Source organism: Luteibacter sp. HA06 (assembly GCF_054061215.1).
Map to the genome: position 1 here is coordinate 1,200,391 of NZ_JBSSDZ010000001.1, position 25,139 is coordinate 1,225,529.

The 25,139-nt window shown below is 65.0% G+C and carries 20 protein-coding genes and 1 riboswitch; of the genes, 7 read left to right on the plus strand and 13 right to left on the minus strand.

Features of this window, described 5'->3' with window-relative positions; all coding sequences use genetic code 11:
• Positions 1 to 25 precede the first annotated feature (25 nt).
• Positions 26 to 931: a CPBP family intramembrane glutamic endopeptidase gene (locus tag ACVWWJ_RS05300; RefSeq protein ID WP_456967019.1), complete on the minus strand. Its 906-nt coding sequence runs from the start codon at positions 929 to 931 to the stop codon at positions 26 to 28.
• A 133-nt stretch (positions 932 to 1,064) separates the two neighbouring features.
• Here ACVWWJ_RS05300 and ACVWWJ_RS05305 point away from each other — a divergent pair, with 133 nt between their 5' ends.
• Positions 1,065 to 2,723, plus strand: a complete 1,659-nt coding sequence (locus ACVWWJ_RS05305; protein WP_159889203.1) for an FAD-dependent oxidoreductase — start codon at positions 1,065 to 1,067, stop codon at positions 2,721 to 2,723.
• A gap of 129 nt (positions 2,724 to 2,852) precedes the next feature.
• On the opposite strand, the gene ACVWWJ_RS05310 is transcribed toward ACVWWJ_RS05305, so the two are convergent.
• Entirely contained in the window at positions 2,853 to 4,454 is a 1,602-nt protein-coding gene (locus tag ACVWWJ_RS05310) for a peptide chain release factor 3 (RefSeq protein ID WP_159889201.1), read from the minus strand.
• A 208-nt stretch (positions 4,455 to 4,662) separates the two neighbouring features.
• Positions 4,663 to 5,679 (minus strand): cysteine synthase A, encoded by a 1,017-nt coding sequence (locus ACVWWJ_RS05315; RefSeq protein WP_456967020.1) that lies wholly within the window; start codon positions 5,677 to 5,679, stop codon positions 4,663 to 4,665.
• Positions 5,680 to 5,863: 184 nt separating this feature from the next.
• Positions 5,864 to 5,977, plus strand: a riboswitch (SAM riboswitch).
• Between the two features lie 93 nt (positions 5,978 to 6,070).
• Between ACVWWJ_RS05315 and metX the strand changes: the two genes are divergently transcribed.
• The 3 genes from metX to ACVWWJ_RS05330 are packed head-to-tail and all read left to right on the plus strand — an operon-like array spanning position 6,071 to position 9,369.
• Positions 6,071 to 7,108: a homoserine O-succinyltransferase MetX gene (gene metX / locus ACVWWJ_RS05320; RefSeq protein WP_456967021.1), complete on the plus strand. Its 1,038-nt coding sequence runs from the start codon at positions 6,071 to 6,073 to the stop codon at positions 7,106 to 7,108.
• A 3-nt stretch (positions 7,109 to 7,111) separates the two neighbouring features.
• Entirely contained in the window at positions 7,112 to 8,305 is a 1,194-nt protein-coding gene (metB, locus tag ACVWWJ_RS05325; protein ID WP_456967022.1) for a cystathionine gamma-synthase, read from the plus strand.
• Complete coding sequence (locus ACVWWJ_RS05330) at positions 8,302 to 9,369, plus strand: homoserine dehydrogenase family protein (protein WP_159889193.1); 1,068 nt, start codon at positions 8,302 to 8,304, stop codon at positions 9,367 to 9,369. The genes metB and ACVWWJ_RS05330 overlap by 4 nt, the downstream gene beginning before the upstream one ends.
• 187 nt (positions 9,370 to 9,556) lie before the next feature.
• Here ACVWWJ_RS05330 and ACVWWJ_RS05335 read toward each other — a convergent pair whose 3' ends face one another.
• Complete coding sequence (locus ACVWWJ_RS05335; protein WP_456967023.1) at positions 9,557 to 10,318, minus strand: DUF3800 domain-containing protein; 762 nt, start codon at positions 10,316 to 10,318, stop codon at positions 9,557 to 9,559.
• A 199-nt stretch (positions 10,319 to 10,517) separates the two neighbouring features.
• The gene (locus tag ACVWWJ_RS05340; protein ID WP_456967024.1) at positions 10,518 to 12,188 is read right to left on the minus strand and encodes an APC family permease; all 1,671 of its coding nucleotides are present in this window, start codon (positions 12,186 to 12,188) and stop codon (positions 10,518 to 10,520) included.
• Positions 12,189 to 12,347: 159 nt separating this feature from the next.
• Here ACVWWJ_RS05340 and ACVWWJ_RS05345 point away from each other — a divergent pair, with 159 nt between their 5' ends.
• A complete protein-coding gene (locus tag ACVWWJ_RS05345) occupies positions 12,348 to 12,728 on the plus strand; it encodes a hypothetical protein (protein ID WP_159889187.1) in 381 nt (126 codons plus the stop codon).
• Between the two features lie 113 nt (positions 12,729 to 12,841).
• Here ACVWWJ_RS05345 and ACVWWJ_RS05350 read toward each other — a convergent pair whose 3' ends face one another.
• Positions 12,842 to 14,224 (minus strand): L-serine ammonia-lyase, encoded by a 1,383-nt coding sequence (locus ACVWWJ_RS05350; RefSeq protein ID WP_456967025.1) that lies wholly within the window; start codon positions 14,222 to 14,224, stop codon positions 12,842 to 12,844.
• A gap of 73 nt (positions 14,225 to 14,297) precedes the next feature.
• Between ACVWWJ_RS05350 and ACVWWJ_RS05355 the strand changes: the two genes are divergently transcribed.
• Positions 14,298 to 14,525 (plus strand): glutaredoxin family protein, encoded by a 228-nt coding sequence (locus tag ACVWWJ_RS05355; RefSeq protein ID WP_159889183.1) that lies wholly within the window; start codon positions 14,298 to 14,300, stop codon positions 14,523 to 14,525.
• 80 nt (positions 14,526 to 14,605) lie between these two features.
• Here the strand turns inward: ACVWWJ_RS05355 and ACVWWJ_RS05360 are convergent, their stop codons facing one another.
• From ACVWWJ_RS05360 to ACVWWJ_RS05380, 5 genes are all read right to left on the minus strand, one after another.
• The gene (locus ACVWWJ_RS05360) at positions 14,606 to 15,994 is read right to left on the minus strand and encodes a DUF697 domain-containing protein (protein WP_456967026.1); all 1,389 of its coding nucleotides are present in this window, start codon (positions 15,992 to 15,994) and stop codon (positions 14,606 to 14,608) included.
• Positions 15,995 to 16,002: 8 nt separating this feature from the next.
• Positions 16,003 to 16,563, minus strand: a complete 561-nt coding sequence (locus ACVWWJ_RS05365; protein ID WP_456967027.1) for a YceI family protein — start codon at positions 16,561 to 16,563, stop codon at positions 16,003 to 16,005.
• Positions 16,560 to 17,144, minus strand: coding sequence for a cytochrome b (locus tag ACVWWJ_RS05370; RefSeq protein WP_159889179.1), 585 nt, complete (start codon positions 17,142 to 17,144; stop codon positions 16,560 to 16,562). The genes ACVWWJ_RS05365 and ACVWWJ_RS05370 overlap by 4 nt, the downstream gene beginning before the upstream one ends.
• On the minus strand, positions 17,128 to 17,754 hold the full coding sequence (locus tag ACVWWJ_RS05375) for a YceI family protein (protein ID WP_456967028.1): 627 nt from the start codon (positions 17,752 to 17,754) through the stop codon (positions 17,128 to 17,130). Before ACVWWJ_RS05375 ends, ACVWWJ_RS05370 begins: the two co-directional genes overlap by 17 nt.
• A 103-nt stretch (positions 17,755 to 17,857) precedes the next feature.
• Positions 17,858 to 19,312: a GTPase gene (locus ACVWWJ_RS05380; protein ID WP_456967029.1), complete on the minus strand. Its 1,455-nt coding sequence runs from the start codon at positions 19,310 to 19,312 to the stop codon at positions 17,858 to 17,860.
• 115 nt (positions 19,313 to 19,427) lie between these two features.
• Between ACVWWJ_RS05380 and ACVWWJ_RS05385 the strand changes: the two genes are divergently transcribed.
• Complete coding sequence (locus ACVWWJ_RS05385) at positions 19,428 to 22,949, plus strand: ATP-binding protein (protein ID WP_456967030.1); 3,522 nt, start codon at positions 19,428 to 19,430, stop codon at positions 22,947 to 22,949.
• On the opposite strand, the gene lptG is transcribed toward ACVWWJ_RS05385, so the two are convergent.
• Both lptG and lptF read right to left on the minus strand, forming a co-directional pair.
• Positions 22,933 to 24,030, minus strand: a complete 1,098-nt coding sequence (gene lptG, locus ACVWWJ_RS05390) for an LPS export ABC transporter permease LptG (RefSeq protein WP_456967031.1) — start codon at positions 24,028 to 24,030, stop codon at positions 22,933 to 22,935. The genes ACVWWJ_RS05385 and lptG overlap by 17 nt on opposite strands.
• Positions 24,030 to 25,133 carry an LPS export ABC transporter permease LptF gene (gene lptF / locus ACVWWJ_RS05395; protein WP_159889169.1) on the minus strand — a complete coding sequence of 368 codons (1,104 nt, stop codon included), beginning with the start codon at positions 25,131 to 25,133 and terminating at the stop codon, positions 24,030 to 24,032. Before lptF ends, lptG begins: the two co-directional genes overlap by 1 nt.
• Positions 25,134 to 25,139: the final 6 nt, after the last annotated feature.

Below are 25,139 nucleotides of genomic sequence, written 5' to 3' on the forward strand. Positions count from 1 at the left end.
CGCTTTGCACTTTAACGGCCGTTGCTCAGCCGGGTTGAGCGCCGGGTCGCAACCAGGGTGGCGGGACCAGGCTGCCGCGGCGGACCGCCACGGCAAGACATACGGATGTCACGAGCGAACAGATGCAGAGCGCCACCACCGAGGCTTCGGCGCCGAACGCGCCCCCCGTAAGCCAGTCCGGCCCCTGCGTCTGCGAGGCGAGCAACCCTCGCTGCTGGAAGCCCGACACAGGGATGCCGTAGAACGGTCCCTGTGCGACGTTCCAGGCGGCATGGGCGCCCATGCAGACCCAGAGGGAGCGGGTCAGGTGGTAGAGCAGGCCGAACAACAGGCCTGCCTCCAGCGCGATGGCCAGGGCGCTCCACATCGTGGCATGGGGGTTCCACATATGCAGGCCGCCGAACACCGCGGCCGAGATCAGCAGGGCAGCCCAGGTGCCCAGGCCTTCCTCGATGATGCGGAAGAGTACGCCGCGGCTGATGATTTCCTCGCCGACGCCCGCGCCGACACCCATGACCAGGACGGGGCCGATCCAGTCGACGTCGCGATTCACGCCATCGACAAGGAAGGCGCCCAAAGCCCATAGGGTCGCCACGATCAGCGAGAAGCAGAGCGCGCCGCCTGCGAGGCCAAGCAGGACGTGGGGTGCGGCCTTCACGGGTGCAAGCTCGGTCGCCCTGCGTCGCTCCACCACCCGCGCCAGCAGCCAATAGGCCAGTACGATCGGCCACAGCCGCAGCACCTCCATCAGCAGCGTCGTGTCGCGGAAGGGAACGAACCCTTCGGGCAATCCGAGCGCGGCCCACATGAGGCCTTCGATCCAGTGAAACGCCTTCAGCAACGTGAAGAAGACGACCAGCCTGGCCAGTGGCGACTGAAGCAGGCGCGCGGCGCGACCCGGCGGTGTGACGACGTTCTCGGCAGCGAACATGGATCTCTCGGCGTGGGACTTGCGGCCGCAGTCTACGCAGGCATGATGGTGCTCCGATACAAGAAGGCCGGCGGCGCGTCCGCTAACGTGGCAGCCGAGGGCTGTCGCGCCCGTCACTACCTGGAATTGCACGATGGCTATACCGTCCGAGAACGATCCGTCGAGCCCGATGAATCGCCGTGAGCAAACGTTTCCCCACCTCAGTGAGGAGATGTCCACGAGGCTCGTGAAGTACGGCGTCGAGGAGATCGTGCCCGCTGGCACCATGCTGTTCAGGCGTGGGGAGCGGCGCGTCGACTATTTCTTCGTGATCGAAGGGGCGATCGAGGTCTACGACACCGCCGAGGACGGCGCCCCGAGGACGGTAGTTGTGCACGGGCCCAACCAGTTCACGGGTGAGGTCGACCTTTTCAGCGAACGCAAGATCATGGTCAACGGCCGCACGGGCATGGAGACCCGTCTGGTTCGCATGAATCCAACCAGCTTCCGCAAGCTGGTTTCGGGCGAGCCGGATATCGGCGAAATCATCATGCGGGCCTTTATCCTGCGCCGCGTGGGGCTGATCCAGAGCGGGCAGGGGGGTGTGATCCTCGCCGGTTCCTCGCACGCCTCGGACACCGCGCGCCTGCGCAGCTTCCTGATCCGTAACGGGTATCCCTACCGGTTGCTCGATACGGACGTCGACGAGGACGCGAAACACCTGCTCGACGGTTTCGGACTCGATCCCAACGAATGCCCGGTGGTGATCATGCCGGACCGTCGCGTGCTGCGTTGTCCGACCAACGGCGAGCTCGCCGACGACCTTGGCATCAGCATCGAACTGGACAAGGACCACGTGCACGACGTGGTCGTGGTCGGTGCCGGCCCCGCAGGCCTGGCCGCCGCCGTGTATGCGGCCTCCGAGGGCCTGGATACGCTCGTCATCGAGTCGCTGGCGCCGGGCGGGCAAGCGGGTACCAGTTCGAAAATCGAGAACTACCTGGGATTCCCTACGGGCATCTCGGGGCAGGCGCTCTCCGGCCGTGCCCAGGTGCAGGCGATGAAGTTCGGCGCACACATGGCGATCGCGCGGACCGTGGAAAACGTGGACTGTGGCGGCCATCCCTATCGGCTGACGCTTGACGACGGCAGCGTCGCTACGGCGCGCTCCATCGTGATCGCCACGGGGGCTCGCTATCGCAAGCTTGAGCATGTCGACTACGAGCGCTTCGAGGGCCAGGGCATCCACTATGCGGCGACCGCCATGGAAGCCCAGCTCTGCGCGGGTGAGGAGGTCGCCGTGGTGGGCGGTGGAAATAGCGCAGGCCAGGCGGCGATGTTCCTCGCGCGTACCGTCGCTCACGTACACATCCTCGTGCGCGGCAATGGCCTTGCAGCGACCATGTCCGACTATCTCGTGCAGCGCATCCAGCAGTCGCCGCGGATCACGCTGCACACGCACTGCCGGGTCGATCACCTGGACGGCGATGCCTATCTTCGCGAGGTGGGCTGGGCGTGCCAGGTCGATGGCAGGCAGGAACGCAAGAAGATCGGTGCCCTGTTCGTGATGATCGGCGCGGAGCCGAATACCGCCTGGTTGCAGGGTTGCCTGGATCTGGACAAGAAGGGCTTCGTGCTCACCGGTCGCGATGCGGACGGTTACGCCACGCCTTCACCGTATGCAACCACGCTGCGCGGTGTATTCGCGGTTGGCGATGTTCGTTCCGGCTCGGTGAAGCGCGTGGCCTCCGGCGTGGGCGAGGGCTCGGTGGTGGTGCAGGCCATCCACCGCTTCCTCAATCCGCCGATCTGATTCTGTGCGAGCCAACTGAATCCTGTGGGAGCCACCTGAATCCTGTGGGAGCCGATTCATCGGCGATGGGCCTTGCCGCTACACCGCTTCGTTGGCTTTTCGCCGATGAATCGGCTCCCACAGGTTTTTTTATTCGACCACCGAGGCGGCGTGTTCGCGTGTGGCGGCGAAACGCACCATTGGCCAGCGTTCCTGGGCGAGCTGCAGGTTCACGCGCGTCGGTGCGAGGTAGACGAGCTCGCCTGCGCCGTCGATCGCCAGGTTACCCGCGTTCTTCTCGCGGAATTCCTCGAGCTTCTTCGGGTCGTCGCAGTGGATCCAGCGGGCAGTGGAGACACCCACCTGCTCGAACGCGGAGTCCACGTTGTACTCGTCCTTGAGGCGGTAGGCGACGACGTCGAACTGCAGCACGCCGACCGCGCCCAGGATCAGGTCGTTCGACATCAGCGGGCGGAAGAACTGCGTTGCGCCTTCTTCGGACAACTGTGCAAGACCCTTCTGCAGCGCCTTCATCTTCATCGGATCGCGCAGGCGTGCACGACGGAACAGCTCCGGCGCGAAATTGGGGATGCCGGTGAACGATAGCGGCTCGCCTTCGGTGAAGGTGTCGCCAATGGTGATGCTGCCGTGGTTGTGCAGGCCAATCACGTCACCCGGATAGGCACGCTCGACGATCTCGCGGTCGGAGGCCATGAAGGTGAGCGCGTTTGCGATGCGCACTTCCTTTCCGGTGCGCGTCTGCTGCATTTTCATGCCCGCGGTGTACGTGCCCGAACAAACGCGCATGAAAGCCACGCGGTCGCGGTGGGCCGGATCCATGTTCGCCTGGATCTTGAAGACGAAACCGGTGAGTTTTTCTTCCTCCGGCTTCACTTCGCGGGTCAGCGTGTCGCGCGAACGCGGCGACGGCGCGTGTTCGACGAAGAAGTCGAGCAACAGCTGCACGCCGAAGTTGTTCACGGCCGAGCCGAAGAATACCGGCGTCTGCTTGCCTGCGAGGTAGGCTTCGATATCGAACGGGTTCGATGCACCGATCACCAGCTCGAGTTCTTCGCGCAGCTCGTCCAGCGCCGCCTGGCCGATGCGCGCGGCGAGGTCCGGATGGTCGAGGCCCTTGAAGATGGTCGAGTCCTGGCGGGTGGCATTCTTGCCCGGTTCGAAGACGTGCACTTCGTCGAGCAGCACGTGGTAGACGCCCTTCAGGCGGGAGCCCATGCCGATCGGCCAGGTGAGGGGTGCGCAAGCGATGCCGAGCACGGATTCGACTTCGTCGAGCAGCTCGATCGGCGACCGGCCCTCGCGATCGAGCTTGTTGATGAAGGTCATGATCGGCGTGTCGCGCAGCCGGCAGACTTCCATCAGCTTGATGGTGCGCTCCTCGACGCCCTTGGCGCAGTCGATCACCATCAGGGCCGAGTCGACGGCCGTGAGCACGCGGTACGTATCTTCCGAGAAGTCTGCGTGGCCCGGGGTGTCGAGCAGGTTCACGATGGCGTCGTCGTACGGGAACTGCATGACCGACGAGGTCACCGAGATGCCGCGTTCCTTTTCCAGCGCCATCCAGTCCGAGGTGGCATGGCGCGCGGCCTTGCGGCTCTTCACCGAACCGGCCATCTGGATGGCGCCGCCGAAAAGCAGCAGCTTTTCGGTCAGCGTGGTCTTGCCGGCGTCGGGATGGCTGACGATGGCGAAGCTGCGCCGACGGCGGGTTTCGGTAAGGTGTGAGGACATGGTCTTCGGGCCGGGATCGATAGGCTAACCGCTTATTCTATCAGCGAATTGGTTTGGGGGAGCCCCACGGTTGCCGATGTTGTTGTGGGAGCCGCTTCAGCGTCGATGCCTTGGCCCCTGTGGGGGCTGCTTCAGCGGCGATGAAGCGCCCGGCGTCTCCGCTGCGTTGGCTTTTCGCCGCTGAAGCGGCTCCCACATTCCTTTGCGCTCAGCCGGGGAACGCCTCTTCCAGCCATTCGGGCACGGGAATGCCCTTGCCACGCAGGAATGCCGGGTTGAACAGCTTGGCCTGGTAGCGCATGCCGCCGTCGCAGAGCACCGTGACGATGGTGTGCCCCGGCCCCAACTCGCGGGCCAGGCGGATCGCACCGGCCACGTTCACGCCGCTGGAGCCGCCCACGCAGTAGCCCTCGCGGTGAAGCAGGTCATGCAGCAGGGGGACGGATTCGTCGTCCGGGATCGACCAGGCTACGTCGATGGGCGCGCCCTCGAAATTGGCCGTGATCCGGCTGTTGCCGATGCCCTCGCTGATCGAGCTGCCTTCGCCGACGAGTTCGCCCGTCTGGACATAACGGGCGAAGACCGAGCCGGCGGGGTCCGCCAAGGCGATCCGGACGCCGGGGTGCCGGGCCTTCAGCGCCCGGCCGACGCCTGCCAGGGTACCTCCGGTGCCAGCGGCGCAGACAAAGCCATCGATCCGGCCGCCCGTCTGTTCCCAGATTTCCCGACCTGTGTGGGCTTCGTGCCAGTCGCGATTGGCCGTGTTATCGAACTGATTGGCGAACCAGGCGCTACCCGGGTCGGCGGCATTCATCTCCTCGGCCAGCCTGCGGGCGGTCCGCGCGTAGTGGCCGGCATCCGTGAAGGGCACAACAGGCACCAGCCGCACGCGGGCGCCGGCAACGTGAAGCGCGTCGATCTTTTCCCGGCTCTGGGTATCCGGCATGACCACGAGGGTGCGGTACCCCCGGCTCGCGCCCAGCAGGGCCAGCCCGATGCCAGTGTTTCCTGCCGTGCCTTCGACCAGGGTGGCGCCTGGACGGAGCAGGCCCTGACGCTCGGCGTCGTCCAGAAGGCCAAGCGCCGTCCGGTCCTTGACCGAGCCGCCCGGGTTGAGGAACTCGGCCTTGGCGAGGATCTCGCAGCCGGTGGCCTCCGAGGCATGCCGTAGGCGGAGGAGAGGCGTATTGCCGACGGCGGCGGCGAAGCTGTCGTGTGTAGTCATGGCTCCATGCTAGCGCGGCAGGGAGCCCGTGCGGAAATTCGTCGGTAATCCCATCAAAGCCCCTGTGGGGCGGCCTTTGCCCGATCGTTGATGTGAATAATCGCTATCTATCGCAGGGCCTTCTAGACATCTGGACGTCTAAACGGCTGTTGACACTGTCTGTATCCGGGCGTATCGTCGGTTTCACTCATCGAGACCGGCTGAGGGACAGGCCCTTTGAAGCCGGGGCAACCTGCGGATTTCCGCGACGGTGCCAACTCCTGCGGGGCGTGTCTTCACGTCAGCCGATAGATGGGATGTCCTTAGCGGGCATGCGTTCGCGCATCCGCTTCCGGACACCTCCGACTGCCGGTTCCCCGCGGGGCTCGATCCCGAATGCAGGAACCCGGACATGTCAGCAGAGCCCCTCACCGTGATCTCCCTCCCCGAAGCGGTTGTCTCCCCCGCGCCGCGTAGTGCGGCCGATCTCACCGAGCAGCGCGGCAGCCGCCGGGTGGCGTTCACGCCCAAGTACGGCAGCGACGCCGTCGAGGTGGACGTCCATTACCTCTGGTGCGGCGCGCCCCATGCGCCGACGATCATCGTGCAGGGCGGCATCTCGGCGGACCGCGACGTGTGCACGGGCCGCGAGCGGTCCGCCGGCTGGTGGCAGGAACTGGTCGGCCGTGGTGCAGCCATCGACCTCGACCACTACCGCGTCCTTTCCATCGACTGGCTGGTCCCGGCTGACCTGGCAGGAACCGATTCCGTGTCGAGCGAAGACCAGGCCGCCGCACTGGCGGCCCTCGTCGACGAACTGGGCATCGGCCGGGTTCACGCCTTCGTGGGTTCGTCATACGGTGCGATGACCGCTCTTGCCTTCGCCGCGAATCATTCGGAGAAGCTGCGGTCGCTCATCCTGTTGGCCGGTGCCCACCGTCCGCACCCCCTCTCGACGGCTCAGCGTTCCATCCAGCGGAGCATCGTCCGCCTGGGCGTGGAGTCCGGTCGTACCGACGAAGCGTTGGCTCTGGCACGTCAGCTCGCCATGACGACGTACCGCGGCAGCGAGGAGTTCTCCCGGCGCTTCGCTGCCGGCCCGGAGCTGCGCGACGGTCGCTTCCATTTCCCCGTGGAGGATTATCTCGAACACGCCGGGCGTCGTTTCGTGGAGCGCTTCGAGGCAGAGCGGTTCCTGGCGCTGTCCGAGTCGATCGACCTGCACGACGTATCGCCGGAGCGTGTTACCGCGCCAACCACCCTGGTCGGATTTCCTTCTGATCGCCTCGTACCGCTTGCCGACCTCTGCGAACTGCAGCGTCGCCTTGCTGGCACTGCAACCCTCGAAGTCGTGGAATCGCCCTATGGCCACGATGCCTTCCTCAAAGAAACCGTGCAGCTCGCTCCCGTGCTGCGTCACGCACTCAACGACTGTCGCGGAGACCACTAAGTCATGACCGATTCCCGTCTTTGTACCCGCGCCGTGCGCGCCGGCATTGAATCCGATATGCAGCACGGCGCCGTCGTGCCACCGTTGCACCTTTCCACCAACTACGCGTTCGAGGGTTTCGGCCGCAAGCGCGCCTATGACTATTCGCGCAGCGGTAACCCCACGCGCGACCTGCTTGGCGAGGCGCTTACCGAACTCGAAGAAGGTGCCGGGGCCGTCGTCACGGGAAGCGGCATGTCAGCCGTTGCACTCGCCCTCGAGCTCGTTCCCGCTGGCGCGCTGGTGCTCGCCGCTCACGATTGCTACGGTGGCACGTGGCGCCTTCTCGACGCCTGGGCGAAGAAGCAGCGCTTCACCGTTCGCTTCGTCGACTTCACCGACCCCACGGCGCTCGCCGAGGGCCTTGCCGCCAAGCCGGCGCTGGTCTGGATCGAAACACCGTCCAATCCACTGCTGCGAATCACGGATGTACGTCACGTGTCGCAGGCCGCGCATGCCGTCGGCGCGCTTGTCGTCGTCGACAACACCTTCCTGTCGCCAGCGTTGCAGCAGCCGCTGAAGCTGGGCGCCGACATCGTCGTGCACTCGACGACGAAGTACATCAATGGCCATAGCGATGTCGTCGGCGGCGCGGTCATCGCTGCGGACCAGGCCGTCGCCGAACAGCTGAAGTGGTGGGGTAACTGCAACGGGCTCACGGGATCGCCATTCGACAGCTTCCTGACACTCCGTGGCGTGCGCACGCTTGCTGTTCGCCTGCGTGCCCACGAAGAGAATGCGCACCGTATTGCCGAGCGCCTGGACAATCACGATGCAGTATCCCGTGTTTACTACCCGGGCCTCGCCTCGCACGCCGGCCACGCACTCGCGCAGCGTCAGCAGAAGGGTTTCGGCGCCATGCTGAGCTTCGAGATCAACGGCGGCAACGATGCGATCGAAGCCTTCGTCGATGGCCTGCGCTACTTCTCGCTGGCCGAATCGCTCGGTGGTGTGGAGAGCCTCGTCGCTCACCCGGCCACCATGACACATGCATCCATGGCTCCCGAGGCTCGTGTCGTTGCAGGCATTTCGGACAGCCTCCTGCGCTTGTCGGTCGGCATTGAAGATGGCGACGACCTGCTGGCGGATCTCGATGCCGCTCTCGCCCGTGCGTCAGCCGTCGCCTCGGTCACCTCGAAACGCAAGGTCGGTGCATGAGCGCGGTGGTGGTCGCGCCGCTAGCCGCCGCTTCGCCGCGCACTGCGGTTGTGCTGCTTGGCACAGGTGTCGTGGGTCGTGCGTTGCTTACGCTGCTGGCGACGCCTGCGGCTCGCTCGTTGCGCCTCGTCGGCGCCGCCAATTCGCGACGCCAGCATGCCTTCTCCGCGGGCGTCGTTCCCGCGGAAGTCGCCGATCGTCTCGGCAAGGGCAGGGACGGGCGCGAGAACGGAGCGCTCCTCGCCGCGCTCGATGAAACCGGCGCCGAGCGCAAAGTCGTCATCGACGCCACGGCGTGCGCGATCGAGGCAAGCCGTCATGCCGAATGGCTTGCCGCGGGGTACCACGTCGTGACCGCCAACAAGGCGCTCGCTGGAGGGCAGCTTTCCGGGTGGCGCTCGCTTCAGGCCGCCACGGCGAATGGCAGCGTGTATGGCGATGCCGCGACCGTTGGCGCGGGGCTGCCGGTGTTGTCCACCCTGCGCCGTCTGCGCCAGTGCGGTGACAGCCTGCTGACGTTGGAGGGCGTTTTCTCAGGCTCTCTGTCGTGGTTGTTCAACCAGTACGACGGAAGCCGTCCCTTCTCGGCGTTGCTACGTGACGCCCGTCGCCTGGGTTTCACCGAGCCCGATCCGCGTTCAGATCTGTCGGGCGAAGACGTGGCACGCAAGCTGTTGATCATCGCGCGCACCGCGGGTTTTTCGCTGGGTAGCGATGAAGTGGAAATCGAGAGCCTCGTGCCTGAAGCCCTTCGCACGTTGGATACGAAGGCGTTCCTTGAGCGCCTCGAAGAACTCGACGAGCCGCTGCGTCAGCGGCAAGCGGCGGCGAAGGCGAACGGCAAGGTGCTGCGCTACCTCGCCCGCCTGAACCAGCGCGGTCGTGCACGCGTCGGTCTGTTTGAAGTCGGCCCCGAGCATCCCGCATCACGCCTGTCCGGGACGGATAACCAGTTCGCGCTGACCACCACGCGCTATCACGCCACGCCCCTGGTGATTCAAGGCCCGGGTGCTGGGCCGGAGATTACGGCGCAGGCGCTGTTAGGAGATGTGCTCGCTTTGTAATGGTGCGCGCATGTCTCTGACTTCGTGCGTGTGTAGGCCGAGGCCGCGTATTTGCGTCAGATCTCCGGCCGAGTGCGGCTGCGCCCTTGCACGAGGATCCTTCCAGGAGTAAATTCGATCTCAACATCTGACCGGTGGCTGGTCCACCTACTAGGATGTCTCCGGGGCGCTTTCGAGCGCCCCTTTTTTATAACCGTACGATGCCCTGCGCATCCTGCGGGCTGGCGCGCCGGAACAGGATGGGCGCGAGGCGTGAGAAATATTTTCCGCCGCCCGATTTTTGCATGTACCGGTTTGGCTGCTCCTGCTGGTACAGCAGAAAGGCAACGAGGTCTGCCGCTTGAATTAGCAGTGAGTGAGCGGAGTCCCTGAAGCAGGGATCTTCAATGATCCTTCTCATCCCCTCTGTCCCATGGCTACGCTCAGTTAGTCCGGTGCCATTCGTGTAGGCGCGCATATCTGCGTACATAGATATCAGCTTTGTCGAGGGGTGGCCGTCGGCAAAAATCATTCCACACTCGCCCATAGCCGTGGCGCTGGGAAAGGTGTTTTGGATGAGAGTGTTTTCGAATCCCTGCACGAGCGCTCGCCACGCGTGTTCGAACACATCGTACGTTTCCGGCTTGTCTTGTTTGTCCACGATCACATTGATGACTAATAACCCGGGCATTTTCGCCAGTTCGTCAGTGAAGTGACCGAGGATAGCGACGCGGTCATGTTTGGGAATCCTGACTAATACACCGGGGTTGGTCAGGAATCTGGCGGAATGTATCTCCTCGCGCAACTGGAGACCGAACGTGGAGCGCATGCGTTGCCTGAAGGCTATAACGCGCTCCATCGTGGATTGCCAATGAACTTCGTTGAGAATCACGCCCGAAAGCGTGAAGTAGCGCGTTGGCGAGTTGGTCATGCCGGGGTCGCCGCTCTCGTCGACGTACATGAGGTACATGCAATGTCCTTTCTTACTGAAGAGGAGTCGCCGTTGTGGGACTCGTAGACTCCAGAGTGAGCAAGGGGCATCGCTGTCGAAAGAAGGCATCTGCCCGTTCGGGCTGATGTTCCCGCGGCACTAAATGTGAGGTATGTCTTGTGGTCTCGGACTTGCCGAGCGGACATAAAAAAATCGCCCCGAAGGGCGATTTTTCGTATCAGCGCTGGCCACTCGCTCTGGCCGCTTCATCCGCACTTGGCGGAACGACCGGTTCATCGCCGTGCATCTCATCGTGGTTGAAGCGGGCGGCTTCGACCATCGGCGTACGCCAGCCGGCGGAGATACCCCAGAAGTAAAAGACGATGCCGATCACCGCGACGACCGCGAGGTCGTAGCCGTACGGAATGTAGTTGTGGCCGCCGAACGTCGTGCTGCCCGAATAGGAAACCAGGGCGATCGTCGGCAGGTAGGCGATCAGCCACCACGCACCGGAGAGGTGGCGACGGAAGTCTTCCCATCCACTCTTTGCCGTGTAGTAGAAGTACAGCGGCAGCGCGACGACCATCAGCAGGATGATTTCGCCGGTCAGCGGCCATTTCGCCCAGTACAGCAACTCGGTGGCGAAAATGAAGGCGAGGGCAGCGAACACCGGCAGGGCGGGGATACGTAGCGGGCGCTTCATTTCCGGTGCGGTGCGGCGCAGGGTCATGACGCTGACCGGGCCGGTGAGGTAGGAAATGATCGTCGATACCGAGATCACCGCCGCCAGCGTGCCCCAGCCGCGGAAGAAGAACAGGAAGAGAAAGCTCACCACCAGGTTCAGCCACATTGCCGGCCGCGGGATGCCGAAGCGCGGATTGATGTGACCAAAGATCTTCGGCAACTGACCGTTGCGCTCCATGGCGTAGATCATGCGCGCGGTGGTCGCCGTGTAGGTGGCACCGGTGCCGCTGGGGCTGATGAAGGCGTCGGCATACAGCAGGATCGCCATCCAGTTGATCATCAGCGCCGTGGCTAGCTGGGCGAACGGCGAAGCGTATTCGAGGCCGGCCCAGCCCTTGCTGAGCTGGTCGGGCGGCACGGCGCCGATGAAGGCGATCTGCAGCAGCACGTAGACCACGGTTGCCAGCAGGATCGAGCCGATTACGGCAAACGGCACGTTGCGCCCGGGATTACGCGCTTCGCCGGCGAGGTTCACCGGACTCTGGAAGCCGTTGAAGCTGAAGACGATGCCCGAGATGGCCACGGCGGTGAGGATCGACGAAATATCGATGGCGTGCGTGCCGCCGTTCGCGCCAATGTGGAAGTTGCCCGGGTTGTAGCTGGTGTAGATGAGCGCGATACCCGTGGCCGCCGGAACGACGAGCTTGAACACCGTGATCGCCGTGTTGCTCTTGGCGAACAGCTTGACGCTCCAGAAGTTCAGGAAGAAATAGACCATGACCAGTACCGCGGCGATGGCCAGGCCGGGCGGAGTGAGCTCGCCGTGGCCGTTGGTCACCACGTAGAGGCCCTTGGTCCACGGCGCCCATTCCCAGGGCCAGGAGGCCATGTACTGGACGGAGGCTTCGGCCTCGACGGGGATGACCGAGACGATGGCGATCCAGTTGGCCCAGCCGGCGATGAAGCCGACCAGCGACCCATGCGAGTAGTGGCCATAGCGGACCATGCCGCCGGATTCGGGGAACATCGCGCCCAGTTCCGCGTAGGTGAGGGCGATGAACAGGATGATGACGGCGCCGATGATCCAGGCGTAGACGGCACCAGGGCCGGCTAGCTGGGCGGCGTGCCAGGCGCCGAATAGCCAGCCTGAGCCGATGATCGAGCCCAGGCCGGTCAGCAGCAGGGCGAAAGCGCCGACGTCGCGGCGAATTGCGTGGTGGGACATGGTGACTCCGGTCGGACGGGACGGGGGAACCCGGCCCATGGCGGCACAAGGGCGGGATGATGACAGCCCTAGCCGCGCATGTCAGCCAGCGGACGCCGTCGCGCAACCGGGCCCGCGTCGATATACACTGGCCGACGCGGTAGGGCTAAAGGGGTTCGGATGCGTTCGAAGGTGGTCGCCAGCGGCGTGTTGTTCATTGCCATGACGGTATGCGGCGTTGCCGCAGCCGATGAGCAATGGAACGACAAAGGCCGGCTGATCGATTCAGAGTCCTACGACCGTACCGCCAAGGGTTTTTACTTCACTCTCTACCCTGGCGAGGACCCGGTCGAATCCGTGCGGCGGTGCGCCATCACGATGCGCGAAATGGGTCATCTGGCGTCGGTCTCGTGCTTTGCCTATACCAGCAAGCAGCGCTTCGACACCCGCCGCGGCAAGCTGCGCGTCTGTTACACAGCCGTCGCGAACTGGTGGGGCGAGGACGAACCGGTCCGCGTCGAGACCGTCGATCGCCTGCCGCGGATGTGCCCGACCCGGTAAAAGCCAGTCATGTGGGAGCCTGCTATGCCGGCGATGACCTCCCAGCTAAACCGCTCCGTTGGCTTTTCGCCGCTGAAGCGGCTCCCACAGACAGCCGGTTTCGCCGCTACCTGTCAGCACTCGATGACATTGACGGCTAATCCCCCGCGAGAGGTTTCCTTGTACTTGTCCTTCATGTCGCGGCCGGTGTCGCGCATGGTGGCGATGACCTTGTCGAGCGACACATGGTGCTTGCCGTCGCTCTTGAGTGACATGCGGCTGGCGTTGATCGCCTTGACCGCGCCCATGGCGTTGCGCTCGATGCAGGGAATCTGCACGAGCCCGCCGATCGGGTCGCAGGTGAGGCCGAGGTTGTGTTCCATGCCGATCTCGGCGGCGTTCTCGACCTGGCGCACGCTACCGCCCAGGGCGGCAGTGAGTCCGCCCGCGGCCATCGAGCAGGCCACGCCTACTTCGCCCTGGCAACCGACCTCGGCACCGGAGATCGAAGCGTTCTCCTTGTAGAGGATGCCGATGGCGCCCGCCGTGAGGAGAAACTCAACCACGCCGTCTTCCGAGGCGTTCGGGCAGAAGTGCCGGTAGTAGTGCAGGACGGCGGGGACGATGCCCGCCGCGCCGTTGGTTGGTGCGGTGACCACACTGCCGCCGGCGGCATTTTCTTCGTTCACCGCCAGCGCGTACAGGTTCACCCAATCGAGGATGGTGAGCGGGTCGCGTAGTGCTGCTTCGGGTTGCGCCCGCAGTTCGGCGACCATCGACGGGGCGCGCCGCTGAACCTTCAGCCCGCCGGGAAGCATGCCTGGGGAGCGCAAACCGCGGGAAACGCAGTCCTGCATGGCTTTCCAGATCACCAGCAGCCCGGCGCGGGTTTCCGCCTCTGGCCGCCAGATGCTTTCGTTTCGCATCATCAGCTGGGCGATGGTCAACCCGTGCTCTTCGCACAGGGCGAGCATCTGGTCGCCGCTGCTGAAAGGGAAGGGCTGCTCGCTGGTGTCTGCGACGATGCGGTCTTCGGCCGCCTCGTCCGGATTGACCACGAAGCCGCCGCCCACCGAGTAATAGTCGCGCGTGGCCAGCTCGTTGCCGTCTGCGTCGTAAGCGGAGAAGCGCATGCCGTTCGTGTGGAACGGGAGCTTCTGGCGCTTGTTGAAGACAAGGTCGGCCTTTTCGTCGAAGGCGATCTCATGCCGGCCAAGGATGCGGATGCGCTTGCTCGAACGTATGCGTTCCAGCGTCGCGGGGATCTCATCGGGGTTGACCTTGTCGGGCCATTCGCCTTCGAAGCCGATCAGCACGGCTTTGTCGGTACCGTGGCCGCGACCCGTCATGGCCAGGGAACCGAACAGCTCGCAACGCACGCGCGCCACCCGTTCAAGCACGCCTTTCTCCGCCAGCCAGTGTTCGGCGAAGCGTGCGCCGGCACGCATCGGCCCCACGGTATGGGAAGAAGACGGACCGATACCGATCTTGAAGAGGTCGAAAACGCTGACTGCCATGGCTTGGGGAGTTGGCTACGGGGAGTAGCCGGCTATTCTACGCCTGCCTGCCACTCACCCCATACACCTGCGCATGTCCGAGCTCACCCTCTTCCAGCGAGACGATTGCCACCTGTGTGACCTGGCCCTTGATGTGCTGGCGCAGGCACGTGCACCTGATTTTACCTCGGCGTGGATCGATGACGACGACGGGCTCGAGGCGCGCTACGGGGCGCGGGTGCCAGTGCTGCGGCGGGGTGATGGGGCGGAACTGGACTGGCCTTTCGATGTCGAGAGCCTGAGGGCCTTCATCGCTGGGTAGGAGCCGATTGATCGGCGATGCTCTTCTTTCGTTGGGAACCGAGGCCAGCAACCTTAGGGAGGGGTTGCTGCGCAGCGGAATTATTCATTATTCGCCGATGAATCGGCTCCTACATTTACCTTACGGAGGCGCTTGAGAATTTCCTCGCGCGCTTCGCGCAGGATGGAGTCCCGGTCGAGGCCAGCGACGATGTCGGCGACGGCGCGTTTGGCGCCGAGCTCGCCCCAGGACTTTCCAGTGATGAGGTAATGCTCAGCCGCGCGGCCGATCAGGACCGTGGCGTACCAGCCCAGTGCGCCCTGCGCCGCCGCCGTGACGATGACGGAGAGGCCGCCGCTGAGTCCCTTCAGGGCGGAGGCCACCAGTTGTACGCCCCACACCGCGCCCATCAAGGCAGCGAGCTGGGTGGTGATCACAGCGACCAGGCGCCCCGATTCGCTGCGGGTGAGCGGCAGTCCGTAGACACGACCCAGTTGCACGACCATTGCCGCATCCAGGCCGCCTGCCAGCAGGAGGTCGGCCACGGGCAGGGGATTCAGCGCCACGCCCACGGACTTCGCGATGCAGTACTGGCGGATGACACCCGATGCCACGTCGCGACGCGTCGCAGCGACACGTTCGGTGACCTGATCGGTGAGCCGCCCGGCAAACAGGCCGGCGTTGATCGCCGAAAGGGTCTTGCCTTCGCGTTCGGCGATGGCGAGCAGTCTCGACTTCAGCGCGGCAACCTCGGCCGGCGCGACTTCGGACGTCCGTCGTTCATGTCCGTGCGCGTCCGTCTGGACGACCTCGCGTGCGCTGGGACGAGCTGCGACGGCGATCACATCTTCGCGCCGCACCAGGCCGGTGGAATGATGGCGTAGCTGTTCGAGCAGGCCTTCGCGTTCCTCGTCGGCGTAGCGATCAGCCTTGTTCAGTACGAGCAGCAAGGGGCGTCGTGTCGATGCAAGTACGCGCAGGGCGTCACGTTCCTCTCTCGTGAGGTCGCCATCGGCGACGAACACGATCAGGTCGCTGACTTCGGATACCTCGAACGCGAGTTTCTCACGGGCTTCACCGCCGAGTTCGTTGATCCCCGGCGTGTCGATGAGGACCAGGCCAGCGCGACTTGCCTCGTCCAGACGCGCCGCATCCGCCTCCGTCGTCGTACCGTGCAGCACGCCTACCGCGAACACATCGCGGCCGAGCAAGGCGTTGCCCAACGCCGACTTCCCTACTGAAACACGGCCAAATACGGCCACGTGAAGTTCTTCGCGCTCGAGGCGATCGAGCATGGTTTCGACACGGCGAAAATCCGCCGCCATGGCCTCGCGCACGTTGCCGGGAATCGCGGGATCGGCGAGCAATCCGCGCAAACTTTCAGCCACCGGCCCGCCGCGCGTGTCCATCGCGGACGCACCGGCAACACTCGCCGCGCCGCGACGGAAGCGGTCGGCGAGACCGCGAATGCGTTCGCGGAAGCCCGCCATGTCCCGGCTTACTTCGGCAACAGGTTCAGCGAACCATTCACCAGCACTTCGTCGGCGATGGTGGAGGTGTCCTTGTATTCACCGCTGCCGACACCGAAGTCCAGACGCTTCAGCGTGCCCGTGACGGACAGACGTGCGCCGCCGGCGTTCGGCGAGAAGGCGACCTTCAGCGCCACCGGCTTGGTCACGCCGTGCAACGTCAGGTTGCCGTTGGCGATGATGTCGCCCTTGGCGTTCTTGCTGAAGCCCGTGGTGACGTAGTGCGCGGTGGCGAATTTCTTCACATCGAAGAAATCGGATCCCGGCAGCGCGCCGTCGCGATCACCGTCGCCGGTCTTCGCGGTTGACGTATCTACCGTGACATCGAACTTCGACGCCGCGAGGTTTGCAGCGTCATAGCTGATCGCGGCGTCGAACTTGCCGAAAGTGCCATCGAACTGCTGGCCCTGGAACTTGCCACTGAAGCCGAGCGTGCTGCCGGGGCCTACCTTGTAATCCGCCGCCGAAGCAGCAAACGGAAGCGCGAGCGCGAGGGCAAGAACGGATAGGCGGCGGGTGGTCGGGATCATGGCGTGTCTCCGGGAGGTGTGTGGGATGTCCGTTTCGCACGGCCAAAAGGCAGCATGCGGCGGAGCGTATCGTCGCGATCGATGAGGTGATGCTTGAGCGCGCCACCGATATGGGCGACGAGCACCAGCAGCAGGAACCAGAACAGATAGACGTGGACCGTACCAAGGATATCGGACAGCTCCGGGTTCTTTTCCACCAGTGCCGGAAGATTGAACTGCTTGAAATACTGCAGCGGAAAACCATGCGCGGAGTTGAACGCCCAGCCCGACAGCGGGATGGCCGCGATGAGCAGGTAGAGGAGGCCGTGCACCGCTTTCGCGGCAAGGTGCTGCCAGCGCGGCGCCGGCACGTCCGGTGGCCGCCGGTCGATAGCGCGCCAGAGCACGCGAAGCAGGAACAGGGCGAGCACGGTGAGGCCGACCGACTTGTGCAGGGCGAACATGTTGATCTTCTGCAGTGACGGCTTCAGGCCGTCCATCCAGAAAGCGAAAGCGCCGTTGCCGAGGATCAGCAGGGCCATCAGCCAGTGGAAGGTCTTGGCAGCCGTGCTCCAGCGGGTGTGGTCACTGCGCAGGGGCATCGGTTTTTTCCTTGTCGTTGGAGGGGGTGCCTTCGCCGCCCCGGATCGCTTCGATTTCGAGCCACACGGCTACGTTAGTGCCGATCGAGTTGCGATTGGATGTCATGCCGTAGGCGGTCCGATCGACGGATACCTGCGCGGAGAAGCCGGCAACCGTGTGCAGGCCGTAGATGGTCTTGCCGACGCGGTTGACCCGGAACGGAATGTCGAGGGGCAGAGTGATGCCGCGCAGGCTCAGCTTGCCGTGGACGACACCCTCGTCATCGTTCTTCTTTTCCACCGAATCACTGACGTAGCGCGCCGTGTGCCCGCGGTCGGCGTCGAGCAGGTCGCGGCCACGGACGACCTTGTCCCAGTCGGTATCCCCCATGTCGACCGAGGTAAGGTCGATAGTGGCGTCGACGGAGGATTTCGACCAGTCGTCCCGGTCGAAGCGGATCGTGCCCTGGGTGACCCGCAGTCGGCCGAATGAACGCGAAAAGCCGTTGTGCTCGACGTTGAATATGACCTGGCTGTGGACCGGATCGAGCTGGTAGCTGAGCGCCTCGGCGCTTGCTGCGATCGGCGCGAACATCAGGCCAAAGAGGAGGAGGGAACCGGCAAGACGCATGGGTAGAGGCCTTTTCCGACGGCGCCCTGGGGCGACCAATGACGAGCAGTGTGGACGACGGCCGACCCCTTGTCAGCCCATTCGCGGGGAACGCATTGTTCACTCAACGATCCCGAAGCGCCTCGCCGGTCAGTTCGGCAAGTCGGCGCAGGCGGGAGGGGCCGGCGTCGCCAAGCAGGTCGCGCATCCGCGCGCCCGCATCGGCCTGGTCCAGGGCCTGTCGTTCCGCCAGGCTGGCGGCAAGCGCACGGCCAAGGCTGTCGAAGATCAACGCATAAGCGAAGGCGTGCAACACCCCTCCACCGAGCGTGCCAAGACCCGGAAACGCCTTGAGCGCATTGCCGGCGACGGCAAGGACCACCGAGGTGCCCGTGCGCAGCGTCAGCCGTGCCTGGCGCAGGAGATTCTCGATCTCGAGTTCGGTCACGCGCACGTTGTAGAGCCCAGCCAGCGCGCGGACCATGCCGGTCGCCAGCGCGCCCTGGATCACCAGATCGGTCCCTGGCGCGACGGCCGCCATCGCACCCACGATGGCGCGCCGCGCGTAGCGGCGTACGATGCGCTCCGCTTCGGCGGCACGCCAGGTGGCCTCCATCTCGGCGGTACGTTCGTGCAAACCTGCGAGTACCGCATTTTCGCGCGGCCCTTCCAGGGCGTCGACACCCGGCGCGAGCATCCGGCGAAGTTCATCCGGCAGCGTGCCAAGATCGGGCCGGCGCGTTCGTCGCACGTCCTCACTTGACCCATCGGCGAGGCGGCGGGTGAAACGCTCCTCGCCGCCAGCGCTGACCGCGATGATCGCATCGGGTAGGCCTTCACCTTGTTCGCGCAGGCGCGCCATCAACTGGGAGCGCTCATCAGCGGTCCATTGGTCGGCCTTGTTCACGACCAGGAGCAGGGGCTTGCCGAAATCACCCAGCCAGCGGAGCTCTTCAGCCTGGGTGCGGGTGAGGTCGCCCGCACAGACGTAGAGCACGGCGTGTGCCCGCAGCGCTTCGCTGCGCGCCATGCGCTCGCGATGTTCGCCATCGGCCTCGGCCGAGCCCGGCACGTCGGCCAGGGTCCAGTGCTCGCCCGTGGGGCTGTCGCCCTGGTAATGGGTGACCTCCCGCGTGGTTCCGCCACGCGCATCGCTGAGCGGTGCCGTTCCGGGAACGAGTGCCGAAATCAGCGTGGACTTGCCCGTCGATATCTCACCGAAGACAGCGAGATAGATCGACGCGGATGCGCGGCGGCGGTCGAGTTCGCCGAGCTCACTACGAAGTTCCTCAACTCCGGGATCCGATTCACGAAGCGCGGCGATGCGCGATTCCAGCGAAGCGCGATCGGGAGCGACGACTGGTGGACGCGGTTTGCGCGGGCGAAGGATCCACACGGCGGCGGCAAGACCGAGAGCGACCAGCACGACGAGCACGCCACCTATCAGCCAGCGTAGCCCCTCGGGGAGCGTCATGAAGCGTTGCGCCAGCGACAGCGCGCGCTCCAGCGCCGCGAAGAGGAGCCAGGCCAGGGCGGCAATGCCCATAGCCGCGATCAGGAGACGAAGTCGGCGTGACATGGCCTGCATTCTAGAGGCAAGTGCACCGGCGAATGACTACGGTGGCCAGCGGCGTCATGCCTGTTCCGTTCTGGCGGCGCTATGGCATCATCGGGATTGAACAAGGAACAAGCGTATGCGCCACACGCTCTTCGCGAGATGGATTCTCGTGACCGCGGTCTTCCTGGCCGCTGTCGCTCCGGTCAGGGCGGTCACGCCCATGCCTCCGGTACCAACCCCGCAGTTCAGGGGCTTCGGCTTGCACGAAGGCCTTCCCAGCAGCAAGGTGAAGGCGGTGGCGCAGGACGCCCGTGGCTTCATCTGGGTAGCGACTGCGACGGGCCTGGCCCGTTTCGATGGCGTGGAGTTCGTCGTGCCCGGCATCGGGGCCGAGCGAAATCACACGATGCCCGCTGGCGCGCTATCGGCGCTGTATGTCGACCGCGACGATCGCATCTGGATCGGTGGTCCGGACATTGGCCTGGCGCGCTACGACCCCGTCACGGGCGGTTTCGTGCAGTGGCGCGACGGTCTTTCGGATGACGACGTTCGCGCAGTAACCCAGGCGCGGGACGGTTCGATCTGGGTGGGTACGTCGATGGGCCTCGATCGCATGCGGCCGGACGGCAGCGGATTCGAGCATATGTCGAGTCGTGCGGGAGAGCTGTCGTCGTCCACCATTCGCGCGTTGTACGCCTCGGACGACGGTCGCGTGTGGGTGGCCGGGGAAAACGGCGTGGACGTGATCGACGGACATGGTCTGGCGGCGCCCATCCCCTTCGCCGATGGCGTGTCGCCGCGGGTGAATCGCATCGACGGCAGCGGCGGCGAGCTGCACTTCGCGACCGATGCCGGTCTTTACCGGCTGGAGGACGACGGTCGCATTCATCATGACTCACGCGTCGCGTCGCAACACATACGGGGTTCGCTCGTCGACAGCCACGGCACGGTCTGGATCGCCACGCTCGACGGCCTGTCGATGATCGATCGACATGGCCGGCCCCACGCCGTCGCCGACTCGTGGACGGCCCCGGGAGGCCTGCCGGGTCGCACCGTAAGCGACATGATCGAAGACCGCGAGCACGGCTTGTGGTTCGCGCTCAGCGATGGAGGCCTGGCATACCTCGGCCCCGGCTGGGAAGATTTCACGCGATTCGCGCATGTGGCTACCGACCGCTGGAGCTTCCCCGGCCGGGCGGTCACAGCGGTCGCCGCGCGCGGCGACAGCGAGCTGTGGGTGGGCGGTTTCCGCGGTTGGATCCGGCGCTTCGATCCCGCGACCGGACGCGCAACAGGGGGCTTCGATCTTGGCCCCGCTCGTGTGCAGAGCCTGTTGGAAATCTCCGGTGGCGGGCTCCTCGCGGGTAGCGTGGAAGGCCTCACACTTGCCGACAACCAAGGCGCGCGTCCCTTGTTTCGTGGGGTTATCGACCGTGCGGTCACCTCGATGGCGGCGGCATCCGACGGCACGGTCTACATCGCGGCAATCGGCCAGGGCCTCTTCGCCGTGGACCGTGATCTCGCGACCGCTACTGCGATTCCGTTCGCCGACGCGCGCCGCGGCGCAGCCGACACGCGACAGATCGAGATGGTCGAAGGCGTGCTCTGGCAAGCCAGCGTTGCGGGCCTGGCCCGGTTCGACCGGGACGCAAGGCAGATGCTCTACATCGAGGGCGTCGCGCCCGGGCGTGTCAGTGCGTTCGAACCCGATGGCGCGGGCTTCTGGCTGGTCCGCCCGACAGCCCTGGAACATTACGTATGGGACGGCAGGCGGGCGCGGCTCGAACGCAGCCTGGGTGGTGCGCAGGGTTACCCCTCGGCTGACATCCTCAATGTGCGGAAAGACGTCCTGGGCCGACTCTGGCTCTACGGGCAGACCGGCGTCTGGCGCTTCGATCCCCGGGCGCACGGCTTCCGCCCCTTCGGCCTGGCCGACGGCCTGGCCAACGGTGAATTCACCAACGCGACGACTGTGCTTCTTGCCGACGGCACCATGTACGGCGCCACGCTGGGCGGGCTGGTCGGGTTCCGGCCCGACCACCAGCGCGACCACCCGCGTCGTCCGGTCATCGTTGTTCTTGGCGCGAGCGCCTCACACGGAGGAAGCCGCCGGTCGCTACCCATCGTCGACAACACGTTGCACATGGACTGGGACGACCGCGACCTCACGGTGCGCACGCGCGCGTTGTCGTACGTGAATCCGGAGCGGAACCATATTGAGTTCGCCCTCGATCACGAGGGGGCGACCGCCCTCCTGCGCACTGGAATGCAGGGAGAACGGACGTTTGGAGCGCTCGCTCCCGGCAACCACCACCTGACGATCTCGGGTGTGGCGCACGATGCGGAAGAGGCTTTGCCGGTCCCGTTGACCATCGTCGTGGATGCGCCACCCTGGCTGCGCTGGTGGGCCTGGCTTATCTACGCCCTGGTGCTGCTCGCGGTCGTGTGCGGCAGCGTCGTCGCGGGGCGGCGTCGCGTGCGACAGGCATTGCGGCTCAGGCTTGCCGAGCAGCAGCAACGGTTGGCTGAAGAAGCCAACGCCGCGAAAACCGAGTTCATGGCCACGTTGGGCCACGAAATCCGCACACCGATGACCGGCGTGCTCGGCATGGCCGAACTCATGGCGCAGACGCCGCTGGATGCCGCGCAACGCGGGTACATCGACGCCGTGCGTCGATCCGGCACAACCCTGCTGCGGCTGGTCAACGACGCGCTCGACATTACCCGCATCGAGTCGCGCCGCTTACTGCTCGAGAGCGAGTGCGTCGCGTTACCTGCACTTGTCGATGAGGTGATTGCCCTGGCGGCGGGCAGCGCGCAGGAAAAGGGCCTGGCACTCTCGGCGTCCATCGACGCCGGGGTGCCCGGTGCGATCCGTGGCGACGCCATCCGTCTGCGCCAGATCCTGCAGAACCTCGTCAACAACGCGGTGAAGTTCACCACGGAAGGTTCGGTCCGCGTCCACGTGCGTCGTGACGACGTAACGCTGGTGATCGAGGTTGTCGACACAGGGCCAGGTATTTCCAGCGAGTTGCGGGGACGACTGTTCTCGCGTTTCGAACAGGGCGGCTCGCCACAGCGTGCCCAGGGATCCGGACTCGGTCTGGCCATCTGTCACGAATTGAGCGCGCTCATGGGCGGAAGTATCGGTGTCGCCAACCGCGTCGGTGCAGGCGCTGTCTTTACGGTGAGTCTTCCCCTCCACGCATGCGCATGCAAGGGACGCTTGTGCAGGGTAGCGCGCTCGCTGGAGCGGGCCGATACGGCGCGCCGGTTGCTGCTTGTCGAGGATGATCCGGTGGTCGCCGAGGTCATGGTGGGTCTGCTGGGACAGCGTGGCCATCGTGTCACGGCCGTCGGCGACGGTCTCGCCGCGATGGCCGAACTGTCACTGGGCGCTTACGACGTGCTTCTGCTGGATCTGGACCTGCCTCTGGTCGATGGCTTCCAGGTGGCACGCATGGTGCGTCGCCTGGATGGCTGCGCGAGCCTTCCCATCGTGGCGGTGACGGCGCGTTCGGCAGGTGACGAATTAAGGGCGACCCGCGATGCCGGCATGAATGCGCTACTGCGTAAGCCCATGACCGGCGAAGAGCTGGATGCGGTTCTCGACGCGGTGTCGGCGCCCGCAGCGGAACGCGCTAGCCGAATCGCCTGAAGTAGGTGAGCGCGCCAACGACGAGCAGGCTGGTCGGGAGGAGATTCGCCAGCAAGGGCGGCATGCCGTACACGGTGCCGAAGTTCACCATGGCGCCCTGCAGGAAATACCAGCCGATGGCCATGATCACGCCAAGGAACAGGCGCTTCCCGAAGCCACCCGAGCGTAGCGAGCCGAAGGCGAACGGCATGGCGCAAAGCACCAGGATCAGCGTGTTCACCGCGAACAGTGCGCGTCCCCAGAACGCTACCGCGTAGGCGCCGGGGTTCTGTCCGTTGGCTTGCAGGTAGCGCATGTTCCGGCGCAGGTCGGCCATCGACAGGTATTCGGGATGGATGACCGACTGTTCGAGGACGTGGGGATTCAGATGCGACTCCCAGGTCTGGGTGGCCTGCTGGGTAGCATGCGTGCCCTTTTCGTCCAGCGTCGTTGTCCTGACGTTGGTCATGATCCAGCGATTGCCGTCATGGATGGCGCTGTCGCCATGAGAAAATTCCAGCACCTGGCCGTCCGGGGTGAAGGTGTAGACACGCACATCCACCAGCTTCACGGTGGTGCGGTCCGATTCCTGCAGCGCGATGGCCGACTTGGCGTTGATGATCTTGCCGTTGTCGCGCGCCCAGAGGCCGCTGGCGGTCGAGCCGAGATTGCTCGAACGCATGCGTACCTGGATCGCCTGCGCGTGCTGGTCGCCGTAGGGTCCGGCGGTCTCGCCCATCACGACCACGCCCAGCGTGAGAACGGCGATAACGCCGGCGGCCGATGCGGCAATGCGCAGCTTCGACATGCCTGCCGCGCGAAGGGCTGTCAGTTCACCCGTGGCCGCCAGGCTGCCCAGCCCGAGGAGGCCGCCGATAAGGGCGGCGTTGCTGAACATCTGGTAGAGGCGCCGCGGCACCGTGAGCATGATGTAGGCGATGGCGTCGTACAGCGTGAAGCCGTTCTTGCCGATATTGCCGAGCTGCTTGACGAACTGGGTCAGCGCATCGAAGCCGGTGAGCACCAGCCAGACCAGGAGCAGGGTGCCGAGCACGGTCATGCCGATGAGACGGTCGGCCCGCTTGATCGTCAGCGAGGCCATCAGGTGGCTGCCTTCACTTGGCGCGGCGAGTTCTGTCGCCAGAAGAGCCAGGCGGCCACGCCGAACACGATCACATGGAGAATCCAGACTGGAACCGACGTGTGCAGGTGCCCCTTGATGATCTGGGCACGGGCGATGAGCTGCCAGATCACGTAGAGGAAGTAGGTGAGTACGGCGATGAGCAGCCGGCCATAGCGGGCGTCGCGAGGCGCCTGCCGGGACATCGGCAGCACGATCATCATCAGCACCAGGGTGCTGATCGGCGCGGCGAAGCGCGAAACCAGTTCGCCAAGGCCGTCGGCTGTCGGCTTCTTGAACAGGTCCGTCGTGGTCGACTCGTGGGCCGGATCGGTGTCGTCGTCATCGTCGGAGATGTTCGACAGCGAGAGGTCGTTGCGTTCGTACTTCATGCGACGCCAGTTGTCGGTACCGAGCGGGATTTCAAACTGCCAGCCGTCGAACAGGGCGAGGAAGCGGTTCACGCCGTCGCTCTCCTGGTACATATGGCCACTCTTGGCGTTGACCACGCGCACCTGCGGCTGATTGTCGCTGTCTACGCGGTCGGTGGCGATGAAGGTCTTGCCCAGGACCGTGCCATCGCGGCTGAGCGTGTCGACGAAGATGATGCCGCCCTTGCCCGGCAGTTCGGTGAAGCGGCCGGCATCGAGGCCGGCGGCGATCACGGACTTGTTCGCCGCGGCGATGACCGTGTCGGCGGTGCGCGCCGAGAGTGGTCCGAGCCATAGGGAGACGAAGCCAACCAGGATCGTGGCGATCACGGCGAGCAGGGTGACGGGGCGCAGCAGGCCGCGCGGGCCCATGCCGGAGGAGGCGAGGACGTGCATCTCGCTCTCGCGGTACATCCGGCCCAGGGCGGTGAGCGCGCCCAGGAAGACCGACATCGGCAGCAGGGTAGAGAGCAGGTCGACCATCTGCAGGCCGAGCACCTCGAACATGACACTGGGCTGGATACTGCCGTTCGCGACCTTCTGGAGCACGGTGGCGAAGGCGCCACCCGCGAAGATGACAAGCAGGACCACGGCCGTCGCAATGACACCGTAGGCAAGTTCGCGCAGGAAGTATCGGTCGAGGATGCTGAGCATTTGGTA

Excerpts from the sequence above, each read along its gene's own strand:
- ACVWWJ_RS05330 (WP_159889193.1), top strand. The coding sequence starts at position 8,302 with ATGAGCGCGGTGGTGGTCGCGCCGCTAGCCGCCGCTTCGCCGCGCACT.
- ACVWWJ_RS05385 (WP_456967030.1), top strand. The coding sequence starts at position 19,428 with ATGCGCCACACGCTCTTCGCGAGATGGATTCTCGTGACCGCGGTCTTC.
- ACVWWJ_RS05310 (WP_159889201.1), bottom strand. The coding sequence starts at position 4,454 with ATGTCCTCACACCTTACCGAAACCCGCCGTCGGCGCAGCTTCGCCATC.
- ACVWWJ_RS05375 (WP_456967028.1), bottom strand. The coding sequence starts at position 17,754 with ATGCGTCTTGCCGGTTCCCTCCTCCTCTTTGGCCTGATGTTCGCGCCG.
- ACVWWJ_RS05360 (WP_456967026.1), bottom strand. The coding sequence starts at position 15,994 with ATGGCGGGCTTCCGCGAACGCATTCGCGGTCTCGCCGACCGCTTCCGT.
- ACVWWJ_RS05345 (WP_159889187.1), top strand. The coding sequence starts at position 12,348 with ATGCGTTCGAAGGTGGTCGCCAGCGGCGTGTTGTTCATTGCCATGACG.
- ACVWWJ_RS05365 (WP_456967027.1), bottom strand. The coding sequence starts at position 16,563 with ATGATCCCGACCACCCGCCGCCTATCCGTTCTTGCCCTCGCGCTCGCG.
- metB (WP_456967022.1), top strand. The coding sequence starts at position 7,112 with ATGACCGATTCCCGTCTTTGTACCCGCGCCGTGCGCGCCGGCATTGAA.
- ACVWWJ_RS05315 (WP_456967020.1), bottom strand. The coding sequence starts at position 5,679 with ATGACTACACACGACAGCTTCGCCGCCGCCGTCGGCAATACGCCTCTC.
- ACVWWJ_RS05370 (WP_159889179.1), bottom strand. The coding sequence starts at position 17,144 with ATGCCCCTGCGCAGTGACCACACCCGCTGGAGCACGGCTGCCAAGACC.
- ACVWWJ_RS05300 (WP_456967019.1), bottom strand. The coding sequence starts at position 931 with ATGTTCGCTGCCGAGAACGTCGTCACACCGCCGGGTCGCGCCGCGCGC.
- ACVWWJ_RS05380 (WP_456967029.1), bottom strand. The coding sequence starts at position 19,312 with ATGTCACGCCGACTTCGTCTCCTGATCGCGGCTATGGGCATTGCCGCC.
- metX (WP_456967021.1), top strand. The coding sequence starts at position 6,071 with ATGTCAGCAGAGCCCCTCACCGTGATCTCCCTCCCCGAAGCGGTTGTC.
- lptG (WP_456967031.1), bottom strand. The coding sequence starts at position 24,030 with ATGGCCTCGCTGACGATCAAGCGGGCCGACCGTCTCATCGGCATGACC.
- ACVWWJ_RS05305 (WP_159889203.1), top strand. The coding sequence starts at position 1,065 with ATGGCTATACCGTCCGAGAACGATCCGTCGAGCCCGATGAATCGCCGT.
- lptF (WP_159889169.1), bottom strand. The coding sequence starts at position 25,133 with ATGCTCAGCATCCTCGACCGATACTTCCTGCGCGAACTTGCCTACGGT.
- ACVWWJ_RS05355 (WP_159889183.1), top strand. The coding sequence starts at position 14,298 with ATGTCCGAGCTCACCCTCTTCCAGCGAGACGATTGCCACCTGTGTGAC.
- ACVWWJ_RS05340 (WP_456967024.1), bottom strand. The coding sequence starts at position 12,188 with ATGTCCCACCACGCAATTCGCCGCGACGTCGGCGCTTTCGCCCTGCTG.
- ACVWWJ_RS05350 (WP_456967025.1), bottom strand. The coding sequence starts at position 14,224 with ATGGCAGTCAGCGTTTTCGACCTCTTCAAGATCGGTATCGGTCCGTCT.
- ACVWWJ_RS05335 (WP_456967023.1), bottom strand. The coding sequence starts at position 10,318 with ATGTACCTCATGTACGTCGACGAGAGCGGCGACCCCGGCATGACCAAC.